The organism is Kibdelosporangium aridum (assembly GCF_900176515.1).
GTDB classification, from domain to species: Bacteria; Actinomycetota; Actinomycetes; order Mycobacteriales; family Pseudonocardiaceae; genus Kibdelosporangium; species Kibdelosporangium aridum.
Genome location: NZ_FWXV01000001.1, coordinates 285,909 through 308,034, shown reverse-complemented (window position 1 = coordinate 308,034; position 22,126 = coordinate 285,909). Strand labels below are relative to the sequence as shown.

Annotated in this window: 15 protein-coding genes and 1 pseudogene; 3 read left to right on the top strand and 13 right to left on the bottom strand. The window is 67.6% G+C overall.

Annotated features, from left to right (window positions below):
• Nucleotides 1–18: 18 nt before the first annotated feature.
• The 7 genes from B9C43_RS00960 to B9C43_RS00930 all read right to left on the bottom strand — a co-directional run bounded on the left by B9C43_RS00960 (nt 19) and on the right by B9C43_RS00930 (nt 6,939).
• Nucleotides 19–429, bottom strand: coding sequence for a VOC family protein (locus tag B9C43_RS00960; protein ID WP_033384446.1), 411 nt, complete (start codon nt 427–429; stop codon nt 19–21).
• A 9-nt stretch (nt 430–438) separates the two neighbouring features.
• Nucleotides 439–924 carry a helix-turn-helix transcriptional regulator gene (locus B9C43_RS00955; RefSeq protein WP_456077591.1) on the bottom strand — a complete coding sequence of 162 codons (486 nt, stop codon included), beginning with the start codon at nt 922–924 and terminating at the stop codon, nt 439–441.
• Between the two features lie 17 nt (nt 925–941).
• On the bottom strand, nt 942–1,250 hold the full coding sequence (locus tag B9C43_RS00950; protein WP_084424175.1) for a YkvA family protein: 309 nt from the start codon (nt 1,248–1,250) through the stop codon (nt 942–944).
• Nucleotides 1,251–1,290: 40 nt separating this feature from the next.
• Nucleotides 1,291–3,285, bottom strand: a complete 1,995-nt coding sequence (locus tag B9C43_RS00945) for a WD40 repeat domain-containing serine/threonine protein kinase (RefSeq protein WP_143445991.1) — start codon at nt 3,283–3,285, stop codon at nt 1,291–1,293.
• Nucleotides 3,286–3,373: 88 nt separating this feature from the next.
• The gene (locus B9C43_RS00940; RefSeq protein ID WP_084424173.1) at nt 3,374–5,167 is read right to left on the bottom strand and encodes a CocE/NonD family hydrolase; all 1,794 of its coding nucleotides are present in this window, start codon (nt 5,165–5,167) and stop codon (nt 3,374–3,376) included.
• A 129-nt stretch (nt 5,168–5,296) separates the two neighbouring features.
• Nucleotides 5,297–5,515 carry a DUF5988 family protein gene (locus B9C43_RS00935; RefSeq protein WP_084424172.1) on the bottom strand — a complete coding sequence of 73 codons (219 nt, stop codon included), beginning with the start codon at nt 5,513–5,515 and terminating at the stop codon, nt 5,297–5,299.
• A 17-nt stretch (nt 5,516–5,532) separates the two neighbouring features.
• The gene (locus B9C43_RS00930; protein WP_084424171.1) at nt 5,533–6,939 is read right to left on the bottom strand and encodes an acyl-CoA carboxylase subunit beta; all 1,407 of its coding nucleotides are present in this window, start codon (nt 6,937–6,939) and stop codon (nt 5,533–5,535) included.
• A 203-nt stretch (nt 6,940–7,142) separates the two neighbouring features.
• Here B9C43_RS00930 and B9C43_RS56545 point away from each other — a divergent pair, with 203 nt between their 5' ends.
• Nucleotides 7,143–8,180: a hypothetical protein gene (locus B9C43_RS56545; protein WP_084424170.1), complete on the top strand. Its 1,038-nt coding sequence runs from the start codon at nt 7,143–7,145 to the stop codon at nt 8,178–8,180.
• A gap of 41 nt (nt 8,181–8,221) precedes the next feature.
• On the opposite strand, the gene B9C43_RS00920 is transcribed toward B9C43_RS56545, so the two are convergent.
• The 5 genes from B9C43_RS00920 to B9C43_RS00900 are packed head-to-tail and all read right to left on the bottom strand — an operon-like array spanning nt 8,222 to nt 15,001.
• A complete protein-coding gene (locus B9C43_RS00920; protein ID WP_235038383.1) occupies nt 8,222–11,239 on the bottom strand; it encodes an ATP-binding protein in 3,018 nt (1,005 codons plus the stop codon).
• 42 nt (nt 11,240–11,281) lie between these two features.
• Nucleotides 11,282–11,917, bottom strand: a complete 636-nt coding sequence (locus tag B9C43_RS00915; RefSeq protein WP_033384465.1) for a response regulator — start codon at nt 11,915–11,917, stop codon at nt 11,282–11,284.
• 49 nt (nt 11,918–11,966) lie between these two features.
• The gene (locus B9C43_RS00910) at nt 11,967–13,160 is read right to left on the bottom strand and encodes a sensor histidine kinase (protein ID WP_033384455.1); all 1,194 of its coding nucleotides are present in this window, start codon (nt 13,158–13,160) and stop codon (nt 11,967–11,969) included.
• A 57-nt stretch (nt 13,161–13,217) separates the two neighbouring features.
• Nucleotides 13,218–14,027 (bottom strand): ABC transporter permease, encoded by an 810-nt coding sequence (locus tag B9C43_RS00905; protein ID WP_033384457.1) that lies wholly within the window; start codon nt 14,025–14,027, stop codon nt 13,218–13,220.
• Nucleotides 14,024–15,001 (bottom strand): ATP-binding cassette domain-containing protein, encoded by a 978-nt coding sequence (locus tag B9C43_RS00900; RefSeq protein WP_084424168.1) that lies wholly within the window; start codon nt 14,999–15,001, stop codon nt 14,024–14,026. Before B9C43_RS00900 ends, B9C43_RS00905 begins: the two co-directional genes overlap by 4 nt.
• A 188-nt stretch (nt 15,002–15,189) precedes the next feature.
• On the opposite strand from B9C43_RS00900, the gene B9C43_RS00895 reads away from it, so the two are divergent.
• Nucleotides 15,190–15,393: a hypothetical protein gene (locus B9C43_RS00895; protein WP_033384458.1), complete on the top strand. Its 204-nt coding sequence runs from the start codon at nt 15,190–15,192 to the stop codon at nt 15,391–15,393.
• Between the two features lie 149 nt (nt 15,394–15,542).
• On the top strand, nt 15,543–16,586 hold the full coding sequence (speB, locus tag B9C43_RS00890; protein ID WP_235038382.1) for an agmatinase: 1,044 nt from the start codon (nt 15,543–15,545) through the stop codon (nt 16,584–16,586).
• A gap of 149 nt (nt 16,587–16,735) precedes the next feature.
• Here the strand turns inward: speB and B9C43_RS00885 are convergent.
• Nucleotides 16,736–22,120, bottom strand: a pseudogene (locus tag B9C43_RS00885) (type I polyketide synthase); the annotation flags it as partial.
• Between the last annotated feature and the right edge of the window lie 6 nt (nt 22,121–22,126).

Sequence of the window (22,126 nt, the reverse complement as noted above, 5' to 3'; positions counted from 1 at the left end):
AGCACTCAACCGGCCTGGTCAGGGCATTTCCTGCATGCGGACCATGTTGCCCGCGGGGTCGCGGAAGGCGCAGTCGCGCACGCCGTACGGCTGGTCGGTCGGCTCCTGGATGACCTCGGCGTCGCTGGCCTGCAGCCGCGCGAAGGTGGCGTCGATGTCCTTGGTGGCCAGCACGATGCCGCCGTAGGTGCCCTTGGCCATCATGTCGGTGATGACGCGGCGCTCTTCGTCGGTGATGCCCGGGTCGGCGCCCGGTGGGTGCAGGACGATGGACGTGCCCGGCTGCCCGGGAGGACCGACCGTGATCCAACGCATGCCGTCGTACCCGACGTCGTTACGGACCTCGAAGCCAAGGATGTCCCGGTAGAACGCCAGCGCGGCGTCCGCGTCGTCATGCGGCAGGAAGCTCGCGTGAATTGAGATGTCCATGGGGTCACATTAGGTGCGGCTCGCGACCGGCGCTTCTTTATTCCTGATCGGTCTTGTCACCTGTTTGGCCATGCACGACGGTATCCCCGCGGTCGTGCGACCGTGCTGGGCGCGGTACGTGCTGGGCGGTACACCGACCAGCTCAGTGAAACGCGTGCTGAAGGTGCCCAACGACGAGCAGCCCACTGCGAAACAGACCTCGGTGACGCTGAGGTCACCGCGACGCAGCAGCGCCATCGCGCGCTCGATGCGCCGCGTCATAAGGTAGCTGTACGGTGACTCGCCGTACGCGGCCCGGAACTGACGGCTGAGATGCCCGGTCGACATGTTCACACCGCGAGCCAGCGCCTCGACGTTCAGCGGCTGCGCGTACTCCCGGTCGATCCGGTCACGAACACGACGCAGCCGGACGAGGTCGCTCAGGCGCTGCTCCTCGGCGGGTCGGCTGGTCACATTCGAGATGGTGCCATATCGGACGAACCGCTGTCTGGACATCTCCCCCGGTTGAGCGGTCAGGACGAGGTCTTGCTGCGCTTTCGCGCGACCTTCTTCACCACGTGCCCGACGTACACCAACGCGGCCGCGAGCACGCCGATGTCGTCGATCAGAACAGGGTCAGGCAGGGCGTCGACGGGCGACAGGGCGTAGATGATCGACCCGTAGTACGAGACCTTGGCCGACACCGGCACGCCAGGCTGATGCACCTTCCGGTGCCGCCGGACCATGACGATCGCGAGCCCCAACACCACGACAGCGCTGACGATGACCAGCACGAGCGCCACGACACCCAGGGTGGACAGCAGATCCCAGCCATCGCCCATCGGCAGTCCTCCGTTCGGCCGCACCCGCCGGAGGTGACTGTCACTTCGACGGGGACAGTTTCCAGATCCTGATGGTCTTGTCGTCGCCACCGCTGGCGATCCGTGTTCCAGTGGGGTCGAATACCACTGTATTCACATTTCCCGCCGAGCCGATGAGCACAGCGCGGATCCGCCGGGTCGCCACGTCCCACAATTGGATGGTGTTGCCCTGGCCCCACGCGGCGACGGTCTTGCCATCCGGGCTGTACGCCACGGAATCGATGATGATTTCGTCGTTCTTGTCGAACCAAGGCGTGCTTTCGCCGGTGGCCATGTCATAGACGCGGACGCTGTTGGTCCCGTCGGCATCGGGAACCGCGAGCTTCTTCCCGTCCGGCGAGAATGCAATGTCACTACCGGTCGCATCCTCGATGCTGCGAACCGTTCGTCCGCTCGCCACCTCGACGATCCGCGCCTTCTCCTTCGTGCCCTTGCCCGCGTAGGCGATCAGCGAGCCATCCGGGCTGAAGACCAGGTTGCGGTTGCCGTTGTGGTCGGGCAGCCCGATCTTGACCTGCCTGGTCGCGACGTCCCAGAGCTTCGCCCCGCCCCTGTGGGTGGCCCCGGCCACGGTCTTGCCATCTGGGCTGAAGGCCAGGTGCTTCATGATGGAACCACTGTCGGCCAGTGGACCGACGAGCTGGCGATCCGCGACGTTCCACAGCCTGGTGCTGTCGTGCAGGTGGTTTCCGCCCCCGGCCAGCAGCTTGCCGTCGGGACTGAACGCCACGGCGGACACCGACCCGCCGCCGGGCCCCGGTGGGCCGGTGAGGGTGGCCAGCAGCTGTCCGGTTGCCGCGTCCCACAACCGCGCCGTCGGCACCTCGCTGAGTTCGCCGTCGGCGCTGGCCAGCAGCTTGCCGTCCGGGCTGAACGCCACCGAGGTCACTTCCTCCTTGTGGCCGGTCAGCTGGATGTGCTCGGTGATCTCGACCGGCTTGCCAGGCGATTCGGCCGCGGCGCTTGTCTCCGGCGCGCTCTGCGGGCTCTCCTTCGCCGGAAGGCCGCTCGAGTTGGCGGTGTTCCCGGGAGTCTGGGTCTCCCCGTCCTTTCCACTCAGGATCCACGCCGTGGACGCGCCGATCGCGACGAGCGCAGCGCCTCCGGCGAGCAGGATCGTGCGTCGGCCGGTGCCGCCCCGCTTGGCTGGCGCAGCCATGTGCATCCTCTGGGTCACCATGTCGCTGTCGCCACCGGCCAGGAGAGCCGCGACTTGCTCGGGAGTCGCCCGCTGCGTGGGATCCTTGCGCAGCAAGGCGTTGAGCAACGGCGTGAGGCGGCCCGAGCGCACCGGCGGCAGTGGATCCCTCGTCAACAGCGCCGACAACGTCGCCATGAAATCGGGGCCGTCGTAGGGCGGGCGGCCTTCCAAGGCGGCGTAAAGCGTCGCACCCAACGACCACAGATCCGAAGCCGGTGTGACGGGCGCACCGGTCCCCTGCTCCGGAGCCATGTACGCGGGCGTGCCGACGATCGTGCCGGAGGTGGTGAGCTGGACATCACCCATCAGCCGAGCGATCCCGAAGTCGGTGATCACCACGCGGTCCTCGGCCAGCAACACGTTGGCAGGCTTGAGATCGCGGTGCACGATGCCGGCCCGATGGGCCACCTGCAACGCGTCCAGCATCGCCGCACCGATGCGTGCCACCTGCTCGACGGGCAGCGGCCCGTGCTCCCGGACGGCATCCGACAGCGACCCGCCTCGCACGAACTCCATCACGATCATCGGGGTGCCGTTGTGCTGCACGACATCGTGCACCGTCACGATTCCCGGATGGTTCAGTCGGCCCGCGGCCCGCGCCTCCCGCATCGCGCGCTCGCACAGCATCGTCCGCTGTCCGTCGTCGAGCCCAGGCGGCAGCAGCAACTCCTTGATCGCCACTTCGCGGCCGATGAGTTCGTCATGCCCCAGCCAGACCCGGCCCATTCCGCCGGCGCCGATCACCCGCACCAGACGGTACCTTTGGGCAACCAGCATTCCCGTTCCATCGGTCACGGGGGCGCAGCTTAGGTCCGGCCGGACGCCTCAACCGGCCGATCTCCCCAATGTCTGCCCCATCGCGCCACACGCAGGGCACCATCGATCATCGCGTCGCCGCCCACGGCACGGTGATCGAAGTCCTTGCCAGATCGAAGGTCATGGTGTTGTCCAGCCTGGGCAACTCCGGATCGAAGTGCGTCGCGTCGGTACCGCCGACGATCAGCCCGAGCCGGTGTCCAGCTGGGACGATCGTGTCCATCCCGGTGAGCGGGAACGTCATCGTGTAGGACTTGCCCGGTGTGAGCGCGGCACCGCGTTCGATGGACGCGTAATGCCCAAGATCCGCCCAGCCCAGCGCGACGATCCGATGCTGTACGTCCACCAGATCTGTTGCTGTGTCGATGAAGCAGGGACTGTCACCGGGACGGCTCTCGCCCCAGCACGACCGGGTGCCGAGGTTCTTGATCCCGGAGTTGTACGGCGCCGTGTTGCGTGCCGTCGCCGGGCCGTAGTCCACAAGGGCCACACCCAGACGGGCCGCCGATTTGTCCGAACTCGCCGTGATAGTCACCGATGACGTTCCGGACAACCGTGTCGCTACGGGCATCGGGTCGCTGGTGAACAGTGCGCGGGCAGTGGACGCCTCACTCGCCCACTGCTCACGACCGATGGCCGGATCATCGACCACAGTGGCCGTACCGCTGCCGGGTCGGCTGGCCAACTTGCCGTCACCGGCAGGCCAGAGCGTCACCGGTCGTCCTGGCGCAGGCCACTGCCACGCGTCCACCCAACGGTCAGGTGACTGTTCCAAGTGGACCCTCGGCTCGTACTCGATACCGTTGCGGACATCGAAGAGCCAACGGTCGAACCATCGGTGCAAAGTCGCGACCCACAGCTGACGCCGCAAATCGAAAGCTTCCACGTGCGCGGCCTGGTTCAGCCAGGCCTTACGAGTGACTCCGGCGCGGCCCAGCGCCTCCCACCAGATCGTGAACTGGTCGACCGGAACGTTGGCGTCCTGGAAGCCGTGCACGGAGAAGACACTGGCGCGGACATTCCCGGCTTTCGCCGCGTAGTTCGACTGCTTCCAGTACGCGTTGTAGTCCCCGTTGGTGCCCGCCCGGTCTCTGTTCTCCTGCTCGAACGGTACGCAAAGCTCCTTCGCACGATCGTTGTAGGTGAAGGAGGAACCACCGTTGCCAGGCGCAGAGCGGGGAGCACCGTGGGAGATGTGCTGGGCGTAGTAGTTGCTGACCGCGGCGATCGGCACGACGGTCTTGACGCCTTCGATACCGGACACAGCCATGCCGATGGCGGTCGCACCATCCTGCGATTTCCCGACCACGCCGACAGAACCGTTCGCCCAGCGTGCCGTGACCGCGTCATTGCCTTCAGCAGAGCCGAATCCACGCGCACGACCATTGAGCCAACGCACAACGGCGTTGCCTGAGGCCACTTCGTCGAAACATCCCGACGACCGGTTCGTACCACCGAGATCGACCAGCACGACGGCGTAGCCACGCGGAACGAAGTAGTTGTCGTAGAACAGCGGGAACTGCTCGGGTTTGCCGTCCGGCGCATAGGTTTTCTTCTGCGCCTCGTTTCCACGGCCGCAACACGCGTAGTACGGACTGACGTCCATGATCACCGGCACACGCTGACCCCGCTTGGCCGGTTCAGCCGGCCGGATCACGTCGGCGGCCACGCGGTCGATCCGGCCGTCGCGGTCGTGGTCCGTGCCGGTCTCCACCCACGCGGTCTCCCGGATGGCCTGCTGATACGAATAGATCGGTTGGCTGACACCATCATGAAGAACGAACACGGGTCGCGTGGCAGCAGCCGGAGTGCCGATCGCGACCATCATCAACGCTGTCAAGACAACTAACGCACGGCCCATGCCGGTCAGTCTCGCAGGCAGCGCCCGGGCATGGGGTGTACAGATTCCAGCCTCACCGGCCACCCATTCGTACGCTCGCCAAATGGCCTGCCTTTCCTCGCCGGACGGCAGGCCACTGGGAGCGAGGCGTCACTCGGCGACGAATGTCCGGTGGCTCCAGGAGAAGACTCTGAGCTGACGGCCGTCCAACTCGGTGAACTCAGAGGTCGGCTGGAAGTGCTCGTAGCACTCGCCGACAAGGATTTTCACCGGGGTGGTCGTGCTCTCGGCGTACCTGATCCGGCCGGCGTCGGCCAGCCGGTGGTCCGGGCCGCCACGCAGGAAGGCGTTCGGTGTGTTCGCTGACACGGTGGAGACCTCCTCGTCTACAGCGGGATGTTGCCGTGATCGCCTCGGGCGCGTGGTGCGGCGGCGAACGCTTCGACCAGGCGCCTGCGGGTCTCGGTTGGAGCGATGACCTCGTCGACAACACCGAGGGCCAACGCGCGGCCGACGCCGCCGGACGTCCTGTTCTGCTCCTCGATGAGCTGGGCGAGCAGGGCGGGGCGGTCTTCTTCGGCGACTGCGGCGAGCTTCTTGCGGTGGATGATGCCGACCGCGGCTTCCGCGCCCATCACGGCCACCTCGGCGTCCGGCCACGCGAAAACCTTGGTGGCGCCGAGTGATCGTGAGTTCATCGCGATGTACGCGCCGCCGTAGGACTTCCGGGTGATCAACGTGACCCGGGGTACCACGGACTCCGCGAAGGCGTGCAACAACTTCGCGCCACGGCGGACCACGCCGTCCCACTCCTGCTTGACGCCGGGCAGGTAGCCGGGAACGTCCACCAGGACGAGCAGTGGGATGCCGAAGGAGTCGCACATCCGCACGAACCGCGACGCTTTCTCGGCCGACAGGGAGTCGAGGCATCCGCCTTTGCGCAGCGGGTTGTTGGCGATCACCCCGATGCTGCGGCCGGCCATCCGGCCGAGACCGACCACGATGTTGGCCGCCCAGTGCGGTTGCAGCTCCTCGAAGGCGCCGTCATCCACAATGGACTTGACCAGGGGGCGTACGTCGTAGGCCCGGCGTGGCGACTCCGGCAGGTGTTCCCGCAGATCCACTCCGTCCTGGACCAGGGTCGCGTCGAAGTCACCCTGTTCGGCGAACAGTGCGGCCAGTCGGCGAGCTTGAGCGTAGGCCTCGGCTTCGCTGCCGACCGTCACGTGCGCGACGCCGGACTTGCGCCCGTGCGCGGTCGGGCCGCCGAGCCCTTCCATGTCGATTTGCTCGCCGGTCACACTGCGCACGACTTCCGGGCCAGTGATGAAGATGCGAGCCGTGTCCGCCATGACGATCAGGTCTGTCAGCGCGGGCCCGTAGGCGGCCGCACCCGCGGCCGGTCCGATGACGACTGAAATCTGCGGGATTTTGCCGGAGGCCGCGGTCATCGCGGCGAACATCCGGCCGACGCCGTCCATCGACTCGACACCGTCCGCCAGCTTCGCCCCACCGGAGTGCCACAACCCGATGACCGGGCACTGTTTGAGGAGAGCGAATTCGATGGCCTCGATAATGCGGTCGGCCTCGGCAGCGCCCAGCGCCCCGCCGAGTTTGGTGGCGTTGGTGCAATACGCGACGGCAGGGACACCGCCGACCAGCCCTGAGGCGGCACGCACGGCCACGCCGTCGTCGGGCCGCAGCACGCTGAAGTCGCCCGAGTCGAACAGCTGGGAAAGGCGGCCCATCGGGTCGCGGAAGTCGACCGCAGGCTGACTCGCTAACGCCGTCATCTGTTCGCCCCCAGAACGACGAATGTGATGTGAATGTCGGCTCAACCGTGACCGACGCTCCCCCACATGACAACCCCTAAAGCATTTCGGCCCCCAGCACGATTCGAGGTAAGGGAACCGTAGGGGTTCGCGGCCGTCGAAGTGCTCACTAGCTTGGTTTTCTGGAGCTCTTCGCTCAATTCCAGCGCTTCAAGGGGGTAATAGTGAGACCTGTCCGGCTGGCATTCGCCGCGGTCTTCGCCGCGGCCATCGTTGTCGGGCCCGTGACGACAAGTACGGCAGCGGAAGTCGTTGCGTGCACTTGGAAGTCGTCACCGTTGCCACTGCCCGCGGGGGTGCGCAAGGCGCGGGCCACGGCGTCCGACAACGACGGCGGTTATGCCGGGAACCTGATCGACGGGATCAGCGACGTCGTGCTCTGGAAGAACGGAAAGGTGATCGAGTACGGCCAGGTGCCGGCGTGGTCCGGCTACGGCGTCTTTGTCACCGACGTCAATCGCTCGGGGGTCATCGTCGGCTATTCCGCGCCGACCATGCGTGGCGGATACGTCGCGTTCCGTTCGGCGGGAACGAAGATCGAGCCCTTGCCCGTGCCCGCGGGCACGTATTCCTCGACAGCCACTGGGGTGAACGACCGCGGCGACATCGTCGGCCATTACAACCCGGCGTTCGGCGAGCGGGCACGGGCGGTGCTGTGGCCCGCCGACCGGCCGGGACAGATGGTCGAACTGACCGGGCTGCCCACCGGGAACTGGACCAACGCGCAAGGCGTCGACGAGGACGGGACGGTTCTGGTCGTGGAAACCACCAGCACCGGATCGACGAATTCGTTCCTGTGGCGTGCCGGTGTCGTCACGAAACTGGTAGCGCCCGTCTCCGCGGTCGATGTCAACGCCCACGCCATCTCCGCTGGCCGGGTGGTCGGCTCCATCACGTTGTCTGGCGGCGGCGCCGACAATCTCCGCGCGGTGGAGTGGGATGCGGCGGGCAACGGCCGCGTCTTGTCGGACGGCTACACAGCCAAAAGCGTGAACCGCCATGGGGTCGTGGTCGGCCTGCCCCGCAACTTCCAGCCCGGGGCGTTGGTCTGGCGCGGCGGCACGCTCGACGCACGAATCCCGGAAGGCGACACGGGGCAAATGTCCTTCGGCCCCATCGGCGACGACGGCGGCATTCCAGCCACCTTGAGCATCGGCGACGTCACCGGCACGGAAACCCCGATGGTGTTCCGTTGTAGCTGAAGAATTCGGCGTGGAATCGAAACGCATTCAGCCGGTCCGTCTCACAGCCGCCAGCGCAGCTGTTGCTTGGGCTGGTAGGCACAGCTGGCACCGGTGACCACGCTTTCCCGCAAATGCCGGGCCAATTCCGGGTGCCGCGCGTCGAGTTTGCGGAGGGTGTCCCGGATGCGTGCGGTGACGGTCTTGCGGGCCCGTTCAGCCTCGTCGCCAAGGCGCCGAGTACGGCCCGCGAACCCCGTCGCCGCACGCAACTGGTCAAGCAGAGCCTCCCGTTCGCGGTCGGCCGCCACGGCCTGATCTTCCTCACCCAACTCGGTTGCTCGCTCGATGACGGCGTCGAGTTCTGCCAGTCTGCGCGCGTAACTCGCCTTCGCCGTCTCGTCGAGCACCTCGTCCGAGCCCGGCAACGGGCCGACGCCCAACAGCCGTTGCGCGGGCACCTGCTCGCCCGCAGCACTCAGCAAGGTGTGCAGATCGCGCAGGCCTTTGGCGTCAGGCATATGGATGGTGAGCCCGCCGAGACTGAGTTCCCACACCTCGCCGGTGTTGCGGAACTCGGCGTCCGGTTTCCGTTGCGCCGCACGGATCCTGCTGACCCGGTCGAGCAGGTGCCGCATACCGATCCGCGTCGCTTCGCGCTCCACCTCGTCCAGCAAAGCCAGACCGGCGTCGAGGTCTTTCGTGGCCAGCAAAGCCTCAGCCAGACCCGTCCTTGCCTCCAACGACCACGGCACCGCGCCGAGTACGTCCGCACAGCGCTGAGCCTCACGGAACCCGGAAACCGCGGCGTCCCAATCGCCTTCGGCGGCGTCCAAAGTGGCCAGCCAGAGCGCCACCGGGCCGCTGATGTCGCCGCCGTACAGGGAAACCAACCACAAACCTTCGTACGGCCGCAGCTCAGCACGAGCCTGTCGACGCAGCTCTGGATCATTTGCCGCGACGGCGACCTGCGCCTGCAACCGTAGCCACAACGGCATGAGCATCCGCGGAAGCTCGGGACGATCCGCCAGATAGCGCGTCGCGACCGAGCAGTCGCCGGACTGCACGGCGGTGATGGCCTCGATCAGCCGAGGGAACGGATAGTCCTGCGCCACAGTTTCGTGGAACTGGGTCAGTTCGTCGAACCTGCCTTGCTGCAGAAGCAAAGCCCAGCGCAAGTGGTGTGCCATGAACGCCGGATGGGGCTGGGTGCGCAGCTGGTCCAGCAACGCCTCGGCCTCGTCGAAGCGGCCGGTGAGTGCGGCCACGATGCTCCGGTCGGCAATCGCCACCGCGCTGGCCCGTGGGCCGTGACTGCTCTCGGCCAGTGCGACGAACCGGTTCATGTGGTCCACGTAGGTCGGGTCGCCGAGTTCGAGCAGCGCTACCCAACGCAGGTCCGCGGCGTACTGTTCCATTTCGGCGTCCGCGGTCCGGCGCGCGACCGCGGCCAGTTCTCCGGCCAGCCGTTCCCGCTCCGCGGCGGTGCCCAGGCCCCAGATCACGTCGTGCCGGGCCGAAAGCCCGAATCCCAGCGCCTCGTCGTCGCCTTTGCTGCGGGCCAATCCGGCGATCTGCTCGGCGATCCGGCCGGCCAGGTCCATCGCCGCGGACTGCCCTGACGTCTCGCCGAACAACCGGGTGTGTGCCTCGGCGAGCATCACCCCGTCGCCGCCGGGCCCGCGGTAGAGCGTGAGCGCGGCCCTGGCCAGCAGCTCGGGATCGTCCAGATCCCTGGCCAGCGCGGCGGCTTGGTGGAACATCGGCCATGCCTGCCCGGTCGCACCGGTCAGCTGCAACTCGTGCACCAGGTCCAGGGTGACTTTGACGCGGGTGTGCGGGTCGTCGACCAGTTCGAGCGCGCGGCGGTAGTGCCGGATCCGTTCCTCCGGCGCGAGTCTGCGTCCCGGATCCCTGGACGCGGCAAGCAAGTACTTCAGCACCCGCGTGCGTTCCAGTGCCGCACCAGCGAAATAGGCGTGGTGGGCAACCTCGCTGGGGAACCTGCCACCGGCCCTGCCAGGGATGCGCTCGTACGCATCCACCGCGGCGGCGTGCAGACGGCAAGCTTCGTCCTCGGCCAAGTCTTCGTAGAGCGTGTCCCGCACGACGCCGTGCGCGAAGGAGTACCGGCCGTCCACATCGCACACCAGCAAGCCGAGCGCCGCGTCAAGCCGCCGCCGGATCCGCGGAACCGGGTCGCCAGTGAGCGGAGACAGTACGTCGCAATGGAATTCCCGGCCCAGCACCGACGCCGCCGACAGCACCCGGACCACCGGTTCAGGCAGCCGCGCAAGCCACGAGCACACGGTCTGACGGACCGCGGGCGTGGTCGCGGTTGTCGACCCAGTGGTGTGCCACAGCCGCGTGAGTTCCTCGACAAAAAACGGATTGCCGCCGCTGCGCCGATGAACCGCCGCCGCCTGCTGCGCATCCGGCTCCTCGCCGGTCACCTGAGCCATCAGTTCCCGTACGTGCTCAAGGCCAAGGCCGCTCAGCGGGACAACCCTCCCCCGGGCGGACAGCAGCGGCGAGTCCGGCCCGGGATCAGCGCAGGCGCCGAGCAACGTCACCCGCTCGAAACGGGTGTGCCTGGCGAGAAACCCGAACACGTCCAGGGTCTCGGAGTCCGCGTGGTCAAGGTCGTCCAGCGCGATCACGAGAGGCTGTTGGCGAGCGATGTCCGCGAGACTGCTCGCCAACGAGCCAAGCTCCGCGATCCCGGGCACACCCGGCAGCGTGCGCAGCAGCCGCGGCCAGGTCTCACCCGACGACGACCAGCAGGAACCGGCGGCGACCAGCGCACCATCCTGACGGGCCTGCGCCAGCACGGCGTCGAGCAGCGCGGTCTTGCCGATTCCGGACTCGCCGGTGACGAGCACCAGCCCGCCCTGCTTGATCACATCGCGCAGCAGGCCGAAAGGCTCGTCCCGGCCGATCAGCCGCATCGGCCCGGTCAAGAGGCTCCGGCGATTGAGCGTATGGGCGAGATCGGGCCCAGGCGGCGCCTCGCTGCCCGGCGAGACCGGACCGGGACGGTCCAGTCCAGGCCCGGCCCCGCCGAACACCGATGCATCCACCTGACCCCGACTCGCTATTCCAAGACTCAATCGCCGGAGCCTCTAGCTTGATTCCTGGGCGACGATCGCCGCCTGCACCCGTGAGCGCAGCCCGAGCTTGCCGAGCACTTTGGACACGTGGGTCTTCACCGTGGTCTCGGCGATCAGCAGCCTGCTGGCGATCTGCGCGTTGGACAGTCCTTCGCTGAGGCAGGCGAAGACTTCACGCTCGCGTGTGGTCAGCTCCTCGAGGCTGACCGTCGGTGTGGTCGGCGGCGCGGTGGCCGCGAACGTGTCGATCAGTTTGCGGGTGATCACCGGCGAGAGCACGCCTTCGCCGCTGGCCACCAACCGCACTGCCTCGACCAGTTTGGGCGCTTCCACCGACTTGAGCATGTATCCGCTCGCACCGGCCCGCAGCGCGTTGTACACGTCCTTGTCGAGGTCGAACGACGTCAGCACGAGCACCTGGGCCAGGCCATCCCCGACGATGGCCCGGGTCGCGGTGATCCCGTCGACGCCCGGCATCCGCAGGTCCATCAGCACCACGTCCGGCCGCAGCGCCTTGGCTTGACTGATCGCCGTCGCACCGTCGGCCGCCTCGCCGACGACCTGGATGCCCTCGGCATCGTTGAGGATCATCGCGAGACCGGCCCTGATGGCACCGTAGTCGTCGACGACGAGCACGCGAACAGTCACCTGCACCCCCTAGAAACAGCGGCAAGTCTACGATCAACCGGTCGTCCGGTCACAGCGTCGCGGCACTTATCTTCGGCACTGGCAGAACCGCGCGAACCAGCCAGCCGCCCTCGCCAGGCCCGGCGAAGAACGATCCGCCGATGGCGGTGGCCCGCTCGCGCATGTTCAGCAGCCCGGTGCCAGTGTCGCCGCTGGCCGCCTTGTCCGCCAATTCGTTGCTGATCTCCAGGGTGATCGTGCCCTCGCTGTGCTGGATGGCGACCGTGGCACGCGCGCCGGGCGCGTGCTTGATGGCGTTGGTCAGCGCCTCCTGCGCGATGCGGTAGGCCGCGAGATCCACGGCCGCGGGCAGCGTCACGTCGGCGCCTTCCAGCGTGTTGTGGACCTCCACGGTGATGCCCGCCGCGGTGGCCGACTCGATCAGCTTGGACAACTCGGCCAGCCGGGGCGGCGAGATGTTCTCCTCGGTGCCGTCCTCGGTCCGCAACAGGTTGATGATCGCCCGCATCTCGGTCAGCGCGCTGACGCTGTTCTCCCGGACCGAGGTGAGCACATTGCGAACCGTGCCGGGGTCCTTCAGCGACAGCGCGGCCTCGGACTGGATGGCGATCGCGGACAGGTGCCCGGCGACCACGTCGTGCAGGTCCCTGGCCATCCGGGCGCGTTCGGCCCCGACCGCGGCCTTGCGGTCGAGGTCCGCGATCCGGGACAGCTGCTCGGAGGCTGCACGTTCGGAGGCCAGTAGCGCCCGGTGCTGGCGGATGTTCGCGGCCCACCACACCGGGATCACGATGAACGGCGCGACGGCGACCACCACGAAGATGGCCAGCCGCCAGTTGGGCACCAGCGCCAGCGCCAGCGCGGTACCGACCAGCACGCACAGCGGCCCGATCGCCGCGATGGCCCGGCTCGCCGAGCGGGAGCTGTAGAGAACGGAGGAGTACAAGTGGTCACCGAAGGCGATCAGGATCGGCGCGGAGAGCCCCAGCGTGATGTCCCCGGCCAGCGGGATCGTCGCGAGCGTCAGCCCGATCAGCGGCGCGGTCCGCCGGAGCAGCAAAAGCCCGCAGATCACCGCCAGCAACACGATCCGCTGCCAGATCGGGGAGTCGCCGTGGTCCATCACCGGGTAGATACCGGTGAGATACAGAACGCTGCCACCGACGAAGTAGCCGAGGACGATCAGCTGGTCCTGGCGCTTTCTCGGTAAGCGGCGAAACGCCGTGCTAACAGCGGAAGTCACTCTGTCATAAGACCACATGGCCGGAAGGCGCACATCCTCCGAAGTAATGAGCGGACGTCATTCCCTCTTGTTATACAGCCGCATGCTGATCAGGCCAAAGACCACCGTGATCCCGGCCGCGTAGGCCAGGGTGGAAAGGATCCAGCCGCCCGGCACCTGCCCGGCCAGCAAACCACGCACGGCGGACACGGCGTGGGTGATCGGGTTCGCGCTCACCATTGTTCGCAGCCAGTCCGGCATGGTGTCCGGAAGGACATAGACGTTGCTCAGGAACGTCGCGGGCATGATGACCAGCATGCTCACGCTCATCACGGATTTCTCCGAGCGCAGCAGCAGCCCGAACATCGTCCAGATCCACGAGAAGGCGAACGCGAACACCAGCAGCACGCCGATCGCGGCGAGCCAGTGCAGCGGCCCGCCTTCCGGCCGGAACCCCATCAGCAGGCCGAGCAGCAGGATGGTCACGGTGGCCATCGAGTAGCGGACCACGTCACCGAGCAGGGCACCGACCAACGCCGCGGGCCGCCACACCGGCAGGGTCCTGATCCGGTCGAAGATCCCCTTGTTGATGTCGCTGTTGACCCCGGTCCCGGTGTACATGGTGATCATCGTGACGCTGGTGACCAGCATGCCGGGCAGCAGGAACTGCAGGTAGTCCCCGGTCGAGCCGGCCACAGCGCCGCCGAACAGGTAGGTGAACATCAGCGTCATCAGAATGGGGAACGCGGTGACGTCGAAGATCTGCTCGGGGATGTGCTTGATCTTGAGCATCGAGCGCCAGCCGAAGGTCAGCGACGCCGACCAGGCGCTGGGCCGGGGCATCCGCTTGCCCTCGGTGAGCACGGACTGCAGCGCGGGAGTGCTCATCGCGCGACCTCCTGTCCTTCATTGCGATCGGTGAGAGCCAGGAAGACCTCGTCGAGGCTGGGCCTGCCCAGGGTGAAGTTGTCGACCGCGATCCCGGCCTCGGCGAGCTCGGCGAGCACCGCGGCGGCCTGCTTCTCGGCGCCTTCGGCCGCGACCAGCGCGGTGAGCACGAGCGGATCGGACTTCGACCGGACCGGAGTGCTCAGCGTGCGGGCGATGACGGCTTCGGCGGCGTCGCAGCCCTGCGCGTCGGTCAGCCGGACGTGGATGGTTCCCGACCCGGCGGACGCCTTGAGCTCACCCGGCGTGCCCTCGGCGACCATCCGGCCGCGGTCGATCACGGCCACCCGGTCGGCCAGCTGGTCGGCCTCCTCCAGGTACTGGGTGGTCAGCAGCACGGTGGCGCCCTCGGCGACGATCCCGCGGACGATCTCCCAGACGTCGCCGCGGCTGCGCGGGTCCAGACCGGTCGTGGGTTCGTCGAGGATCAGCAGGTCGGGCGACTGGATGACGCTGGCGGCGATGTCCAGCCTGCGACGCATGCCGCCGGAGTAGGTCATCACCTGCCTGCCGCCCGCGTCGGTCAGCTGGAACGCTTCGAGCAGGCGGGCGGCGCGCTGCGTGGCGCCCTTCTTGCCGTAGCCGAACAGCCTGGCCAGCATGACCAGGTTCTCCTGCCCGGTGAGGACGTCGTCCAGGGAGGCGTACTGACCGGTGACGCTCAGCCTGGAGCGCACCGCGTCCGGCTCCCGCGTCACGTCATGGCCGAATACCCGGGCCGTGCCGCTGCTCGGGGCCAGCAGGGTGGCCAGCACCTTCACCGCGGTGGACTTACCCGCCCCGTTGGGTCCCAGCAGCCCGTAGACCGTGCCCGCGGGAACCACCATGTCCAGCCCGTCCAGTGCCCGGTGCGCACCGAAGGCCTTCACCAGCCCGGCCGTCTCGATCGCCGGACCGGTCAGCCTCGTATCCATCCTCGTCCTCCTCGTACTCTGCCCGTCACCTGTGAGGCGCGAGATCGGCGGGCTCGGCCGCGAGATTGAATCTGGCGAGCGGGGTACTCCTCCGAAGTGATGAGCTCACCGCTACCGATTGACGATTCACCGCCGGTGCCGCCCCGCCCTACAGTCATGTCAGCAAAGAGTTTTGGGAGGACATTGAAATGCTCGAAATCATCGGGATCCTGTTCGCCGTCCAGGGCATCGGCGGACTCATCAACAACCTCCAGGACGACGGCGGAAAGAGCTGGTTCCTGGTGAACTACATCGACGCGTTCAACGGTTTCGAGATTCCCATCAGCATTGGGCTCATCGTGATCGGCGCACTCCTGGTCGGCGGCAAGTACCTGACCAAGGCCAAGCGATAGGGCGGCTGGCACTGGGCAGCGAGGGCCCAGCAACAGACAGGGTTTCGGACGGCATCGATTTCGGGGGCTGTGAAGTGGATTCTTCGAACAGTGCAGGCTGGCCTTTTCCGGTCGAGCAGCGTTCCGCCTTACCTCGCACTCCGGGACTGGTGAATTTACACCGGAACGAAAATCAGCCCGCGTACGTCGGCATTCCGACGTTCATGAGCCTGCCGGTCTGCCTCACCCCTGAGGACCTGCGGGCTGGCAACGTGGACGTGGCGATACTGGGGGCCCCGGTGGACACGTCTACCGGACACCGGGGCGCCGCTTTCGGCCCACGGGCGCTGCGCGCCGACGAGAGATACCTGTTCAACAACACCAGCGAGCTGGTCAACGCCAGCAGCCGCGTGAAGCCGTTCAGCGAGCTGACCGTGGTGGACTACGGCGACGCCGCCGTGGACCTGTGGAGCATCGAGAACACCGAGCGAACGATCGGCGAGGTGGTCTCCGAGGTACTGGACGTCGGCGCGGTGCCGGTGATCATGGGCGGAGACCACTCCGTCATGGTGCCCAGCGTCCGGGCGCTAACGGAGAAGTACGGCAAGGACAAGCTCGCCGTCGTGCACTTCGACGCCCACCCGGACTGCCACGAAGAGATCTACGGGCACACCAAGACTCACGCCACCACCATCTGGCGGCTGATCAACGAGCTGGGCATCCCCGGCCACAACATCGTGCAGGCCGGGATCCGTACCCCCGGCTCGCCGGACAACCAGCTGTTCAACTGGATGCGCAAAGCCGGCATCCACACGCACTTCATGGCCGAGATCGAGCGGATCGGCCTGTCCGCGGTGGTCGACAAGGTGATCGACGAGGCCACCGAGCGGGCCGAGGTCGTCTACGTCTCGCTGGACATCGACGTGGTGGACCCCGCGTACGCACCGGGCACCGGAACCCCGGAACCAGGCGGATTGACCGGCAGGGAGATCCTGACGACGTTCCGCAGGCTGTGCCACGAAATGCCGGTGGTCGGTCTCGACGTGGTCGAGATCGCGCCGCACCTGGACCCCGGCTACCACACAGCATTACTGGCGCGCCGCGTGATCCTCGAGGCGATCAGCGGGCTGGCCATGCGCAAGGCAGGCATCCACACACGTAACTACATGCACCCAGTCGCCTCGGGCGAGATCCCCTTCGCTCTGCGGGGCTGAGGGATCTCGCCCGGGTGGGTTGTGGACCGTGCCGGACGTCCGCCACGGTCCACAGCGCTCCGGCCGGTGGGTGGCGACTGGTGACACCCACCGGCCCGGAGTTCTTCCCCCATTGCATCAGTGTTCAATTTCCTCAGTGTTCAATTTCCTCAGTGTTCGATCTCCTCAGCGAGCCAGCCGTCCACCGCGCGAGCGGTGCTCGCGGCCATGTCCTCCATGATCCGGAAGTGGTTGCCCGGAACGTCGAGGGTGGTGTGCGGCAACGGCCAGGTCGGCTGACCGCCCTCACCCAGCGGGTCGGCGGCACGGACCAGCAACGTCGGCGCCGAGACCGGCCTCGGGGTCCAGTCCAGGTTGAAATAGCGGCCCATGGCCGTCAGCCAGGCCTCACCCCAAGCATCATCGGCGCTGCGGTCGCGCTCAATGAGCCCGCGCCAGGTGTCATCCATGGCCTCTTCCATCGTTCCGCGATCCAACTGCGAGTACGTGTCGAGCAGGATCACGGCTTCCGGCCGTACGCCCTCGTTCTCCAGACGAGCGGCCAACGCGTGGGCGATGACTCCTCCGGAGGAGTAGCCGACAAGGGCCAATGGCCCGTCGCCGATGTGGTCGCGGATCGCGGTGAGGTGGACGTCCAGCAACGCCTCAGCGCTCGCAGGCAGCGGTTCACCGGTACGGAAACCCAGCAGCGGCAACACGAACAGGTCGCGTTCGTCCCGCAGCTCCCCCGCGAACCGGGAGTACGTCTGCGGTCCGGTCTTGCCGACGAACGGCGGAACGCACACCAGCCGAGTCCGCCCTTGGCCCTGGGCCAGCCGCACCGGAGCCGGATCGACAGCCGGGTCTTCAGCGCTGTCGAAGGTGGGCAGGAACGTGGCCGCGGTGTTGAGCAGCGCGATGAAGTCGTCGACCCGGCCCAGTTCCCCAGCCCGTTCATAGAGAACGCTGAGCGTGCCGACCGTCGGTGATGCCGACTCAGAGGGTTGCTCGCCCAGCAGTGACAGCAGGTGCCCAGCGAGTTCGGCAGCGGTGCCGAACTCGAACACGGCCGTGGTGCGGACGCGGTGCCCGATGCGTGTGCTGAGACGCCGGGCCAAGTCCACAGCGGTCAGCGAGTCGAACCCGGCCTCGATCAGCCGGGTGTCCGGCTCGAGGATGTCCGCGTCGGAGTACCCCAGCACGGCAGCGGCGACCGTCCGGACGGTGTCGACCACGAACGGAAGTCGTTGCGCGGCAGGCAAACTCTGCACACGCTCGGCGAGGGACGCCGTCGTCTCACCCGTTTCTGTGCTGGTTGCCGGGTTCGCCTCGGGCAGTTCGGTGAACAGCTTGCTCGGGCGGGCGGTGGTGAACACCGGGGCGAACACCGACCAGTCCATGTCGGTGATGGCCAGCGTGGTCTCGCCGTGGTCCATGGCTTGCGCCAAGGCACGTACGGCAAGTTCTGGCTGCATCGGCAGGACACCGCGACGCCGCATGGCCTCCTTGAAGGGCCCGACGAGGGCGAGCCCGTCGCCGTCCCATGCGCCCCACGCGACCGATGTCGCAGCCGCCCCGCGGGCACGGCGCCGCTGCGCGATGGCGTCCAGCTGGGCATTGCTGGCCGCGTACGCGCCCTGCCCGATCCCGCCCCAGACTCCGGCGCAGGAGGAGAACAGCACGAACGCCTCCAACGTGTCCGCCAGCAGCTCGTCGAGCAGCTCGGCGCCAGTGACCTTGCCCGCGAACACCTCGGCGAGCACGTCCGGCGTGGTCTCCTCCAGCGAGATGGACGGGGCGATACCCGCCGTGTGCACCACAGCGGACAATGGCGGCAAGGTGTCGAGCAGGTCGACCAGCGACTCACGGTCGGCCACGTCGCAGGCGACGATCGTGACCTTCGCGCCGAGCGCGGTCAGCTCAGCCTCCAGTTCGGCCGCGCCAGGCGCGTCGCTGCCCCGCCTGCTGGTGAGCACCAAATGCTCCGCTCCGCCGGCGGCCAGCCAGCGGGTGACGTGCCCGCCGAGTCCACCGGTACCTCCGGTGATCAGCACGGTTCCGGCAGGCTTGTAGCGCTGCACGGGTTCGTCCTTCACGGGGGCGTGGACCACGCGGCGGCCGAACGCCCCTCCGGCGCGCAGCGCGATCTGGTCTTCGTCGCCCCCGGCGAGTGCGTCGGTGAGCAGGTTCAGCGTCCGCTCGGTCGGCGCCGGGGTGATGTCGATCATTCCGCCCCACCGCGCCGGGTACTCCAGCGCCGCGGACATCCCGAGCCCCCACAACGCGGCCTGCGCGGGGTCGGGCGCATCGACAGCGACCGCGTTGCGCGTCACCATCCACAGTGGAGCATTGTGACCGTCGAGCGCTTGGATCACGGCAAGTCCGTTGAGCACGGCGGCTGGCAGGAAACGATGGCCGGGATGCGGCCGTGAGTCGAAGGCCAGCAACGACACCACACCGCTCACTTCGTCCAGTTCGGACAGCTGAGCGGCGAGTGTTTCCCGGCTTAGTCCGGCTCCGGACAACGGGAGTTCATGGACACGGGCACCACGCGCGGTCATGGCACGAACGATCGCGGTGGCGTCCTCGTCGCCCTCCGCGGGGACCAGGACGAGCCAGTCACCGGCGAGCGAGGCGCGTGCACCGAGGGTCACCGGCCGCCATTCCACGCGGTACCGCCATGATTCCACAGTGGACGCCTCAGTGCGCTGCTTGTGCCAGCGGGACAACGCGGGCAGCACCACGCCGAGCTCGTCCTCGTCGGTGGTGTCGAGCAGCTGGGCCAGCCCGGGCAGGTCCTGCTCGCCCACCAGCTCCCAGAACCGTTCGGCGATCGGGTCGCTCCCGGCCACCGTGTCCTGCTGAACGGCGGGGTCGTGCCAGTACCGGGTCCGTTGGAAGGCGTAGGCCGGAAGCGAGACCGGCCGCGGGTCGGTGCCTTCGAAGGCCACCGGCCAGTCGATCACGGCACCGCTGCCGTGGGCCTCGCCGAGAGCGGTGAAGAACTGCCGCATCCCACCCAGATCGCGGCGCAGCGAGCCGATGACCGGGACCTCGATGTCGTTGTGCTCGGCGATCGCGTGCACCGCGTTACGCAGAACGGGGTGCGGGGTGGACTCGACCACGAGGTTGTGCCCGGCCGTGATCAGCGCCCGCACAGCGGGTTCGAACAGCACCGGCTGACGCATGTTGCGGTACCAGTAGTCAGCAGTCAGTTCCGCTGTGTCGATGCGGTCGCCGGTCACCGTGGAGTAGAAGGCGACGTCGGCCGACACGGGCCGGATCGGGGCCAGGTCGCGGAGAAGCTGCTCGCGCAACGGTTCCACGTGCGGCGAATGCCCAGCGCCTGGCGCGCCGGGGATGCGACGCGTGCGGATTTGCCGTTCCTCGCACATCGCCAGGAACTTCTCCAGCACTTCCGGATCACCGGCGACCGTGCCCAACGCCGGACCGTTCACGGCGGCGACCGTGAGTTCGTCCCACCCTTCGACCAACGCGGTCAGTTCGGAGTGCGGCAGCGACACCGATGCCATGGCACCCCGTCCGGCGATGTACATCAGCGCACTTGACCGCAGGGCAATGACTCGGGCGGCGTCATCAAGGGTGAGCCCGCCCGCGACATAGGCAGCGGCGACCTCGCCCTGTGAGTGGCCGACAACGGCGGCGGGTTCGATACCGTAGGAGCGCCACAGCGCGGCCAGCGACACCATCATCGTGAACAGCACCGGCTGGACGACATCGAGGCGCTCCATCGAGGCAGCGCCCTCGACGCCCCGCAGGACGTCATCAACCGAAAAGTCCACATAGGGCTCGAAGGCGGCGACGCAGTCACGGACGCTCGCCGCGAAGACGTCGGACTCAGCGTAGAGCGCGGCACCCATACCGGGCCATTGCGAGCCTTGACCGGAGAAGACGAACACCGGTTTGCTGTCGGTGATCATGGGCGTGCCGATCGGCAGCTCACCCTCGGCCAGCGCGCCCAGCTGGACGGAGAAGTCCTTGAGCGTGGCGGCGGCGAGCACGGCCCGGTGGCCGAACAGGCTCCGTGTAGTCAGCAGCGAGTAACCGACATCGATGGGATCCAGTTCCGTTTCACGCTCGATGTAGGCGCGCATGCGGGCGGCCTGTGCACGCAGCGCGGCCGGTGACTTGGCCGACAGCAACCACGGCACGACAGTGGCTTCCCGCTGTGGCACAACGGCTTGCTCGACGGTGGGCGGCTCTTCGATGATCAGGTGCGCGTTCGTGCCGCTGAGCCCGAACGACGACACGCCGGCGCGGCGCGGACGGCCGGTCTCGGGCCATGGTCGCGCCTCGGTGAGCACTTGCACGGCACCTGTCGACCAGTCCACATGGGACGTCGGCTGCTCCACGTGCAGCGTGCGGGGCAGCAGTCCGTTGCGGATCGCGTGCACCATCTTGATCACGCCGGCTACCCCGGCGGCGGCCTGGCTGTGCCCGATGTTGGACTTGATCGAGCCCAGATACAGCGGGCGGTCGTCCGGTCGGCCTTGGCCGAGGGTGGTCAGCAGTGCGGTGGCTTCGATCGGGTCACCCAGCGCGGTGCCGGTGCCGTGCGCCTCGACGGCATCCACATCAGCGGACGTCAGCTTGGCGGCCGTAAGCGCGTCACGGATCACCCGCTGCTGCGCGGCAGTGCTCGGTGAAGTGAGGCCGTTGCTGGCACCGTCTTGGTTGATGGCGCTGCCCTGCAGCACAGCCAGTACCTCGTGGCCGTTGCGCTGCGCGTCGGACAACAACTCCAACGCGAGCAGCCCCGCCCCCTCAGCGAACGCGGTGCCGTCAGCGCCTTCACCGAACGCCTTGCAACGCGACGCAGAAGCGTCCACGTCCAGGCCATTGGCGTCGACCAGCACGGCGAGGTTGGTCAGCACAGTCACGCCGCCAGCCAACGCGAGATCGCACTCACCACGCCTGAGCGACTGCATGGCCAAGTGCATGGCCACCAGCGATGACGAGCACGCCGTGTCCACGGTGAGCGCAGGCCCTTCCAGACCGAGCATGTACGCCAGCCGTCCAGAAAGGACACTCGGGGCGCTGCCGGTGAGCACGTATCCCTTGGTCTGCTGGGGATCCGCGCTGCCGTCAAGGCCGTAGCCGGACGTGGTACCGCCGATGAACACGCCGGTTCGGCTGCCCCGCAGCCCTGTTGGATCTAATCGCGCTCGCTCCAGCGTTTCCCACGCCAGTTCCAGCAGGATCCGCTGCTGCGGGTCCATCGCCAGCGCCTCACGCGGTGTGATGCCGAAGAACGTGGCGTCGAAATGCCCGGCGTCGTCGATGAACCCGCCTTCGGCGTCCGCGACGCCCCAGCCCCGGTCGGCGGGCAGCGCGGTGATCGCGTCGACCTCGTCGGCCACGAGCTGCCACAGCTCCTCCGGCGAGTTCGCACCGCCGGGATACCGGCACGCCATGGACACCACAGCGACCGGCGCGCCCGCGGAGGCCTCAGCGCTCCGCAGCCGTTCGCGCGTCTCGTGCAGATCGGCAGTGACCCGCTTCAGGTAATCAAGGAGTTTCTGTTCGTTGCTCATGGCTTC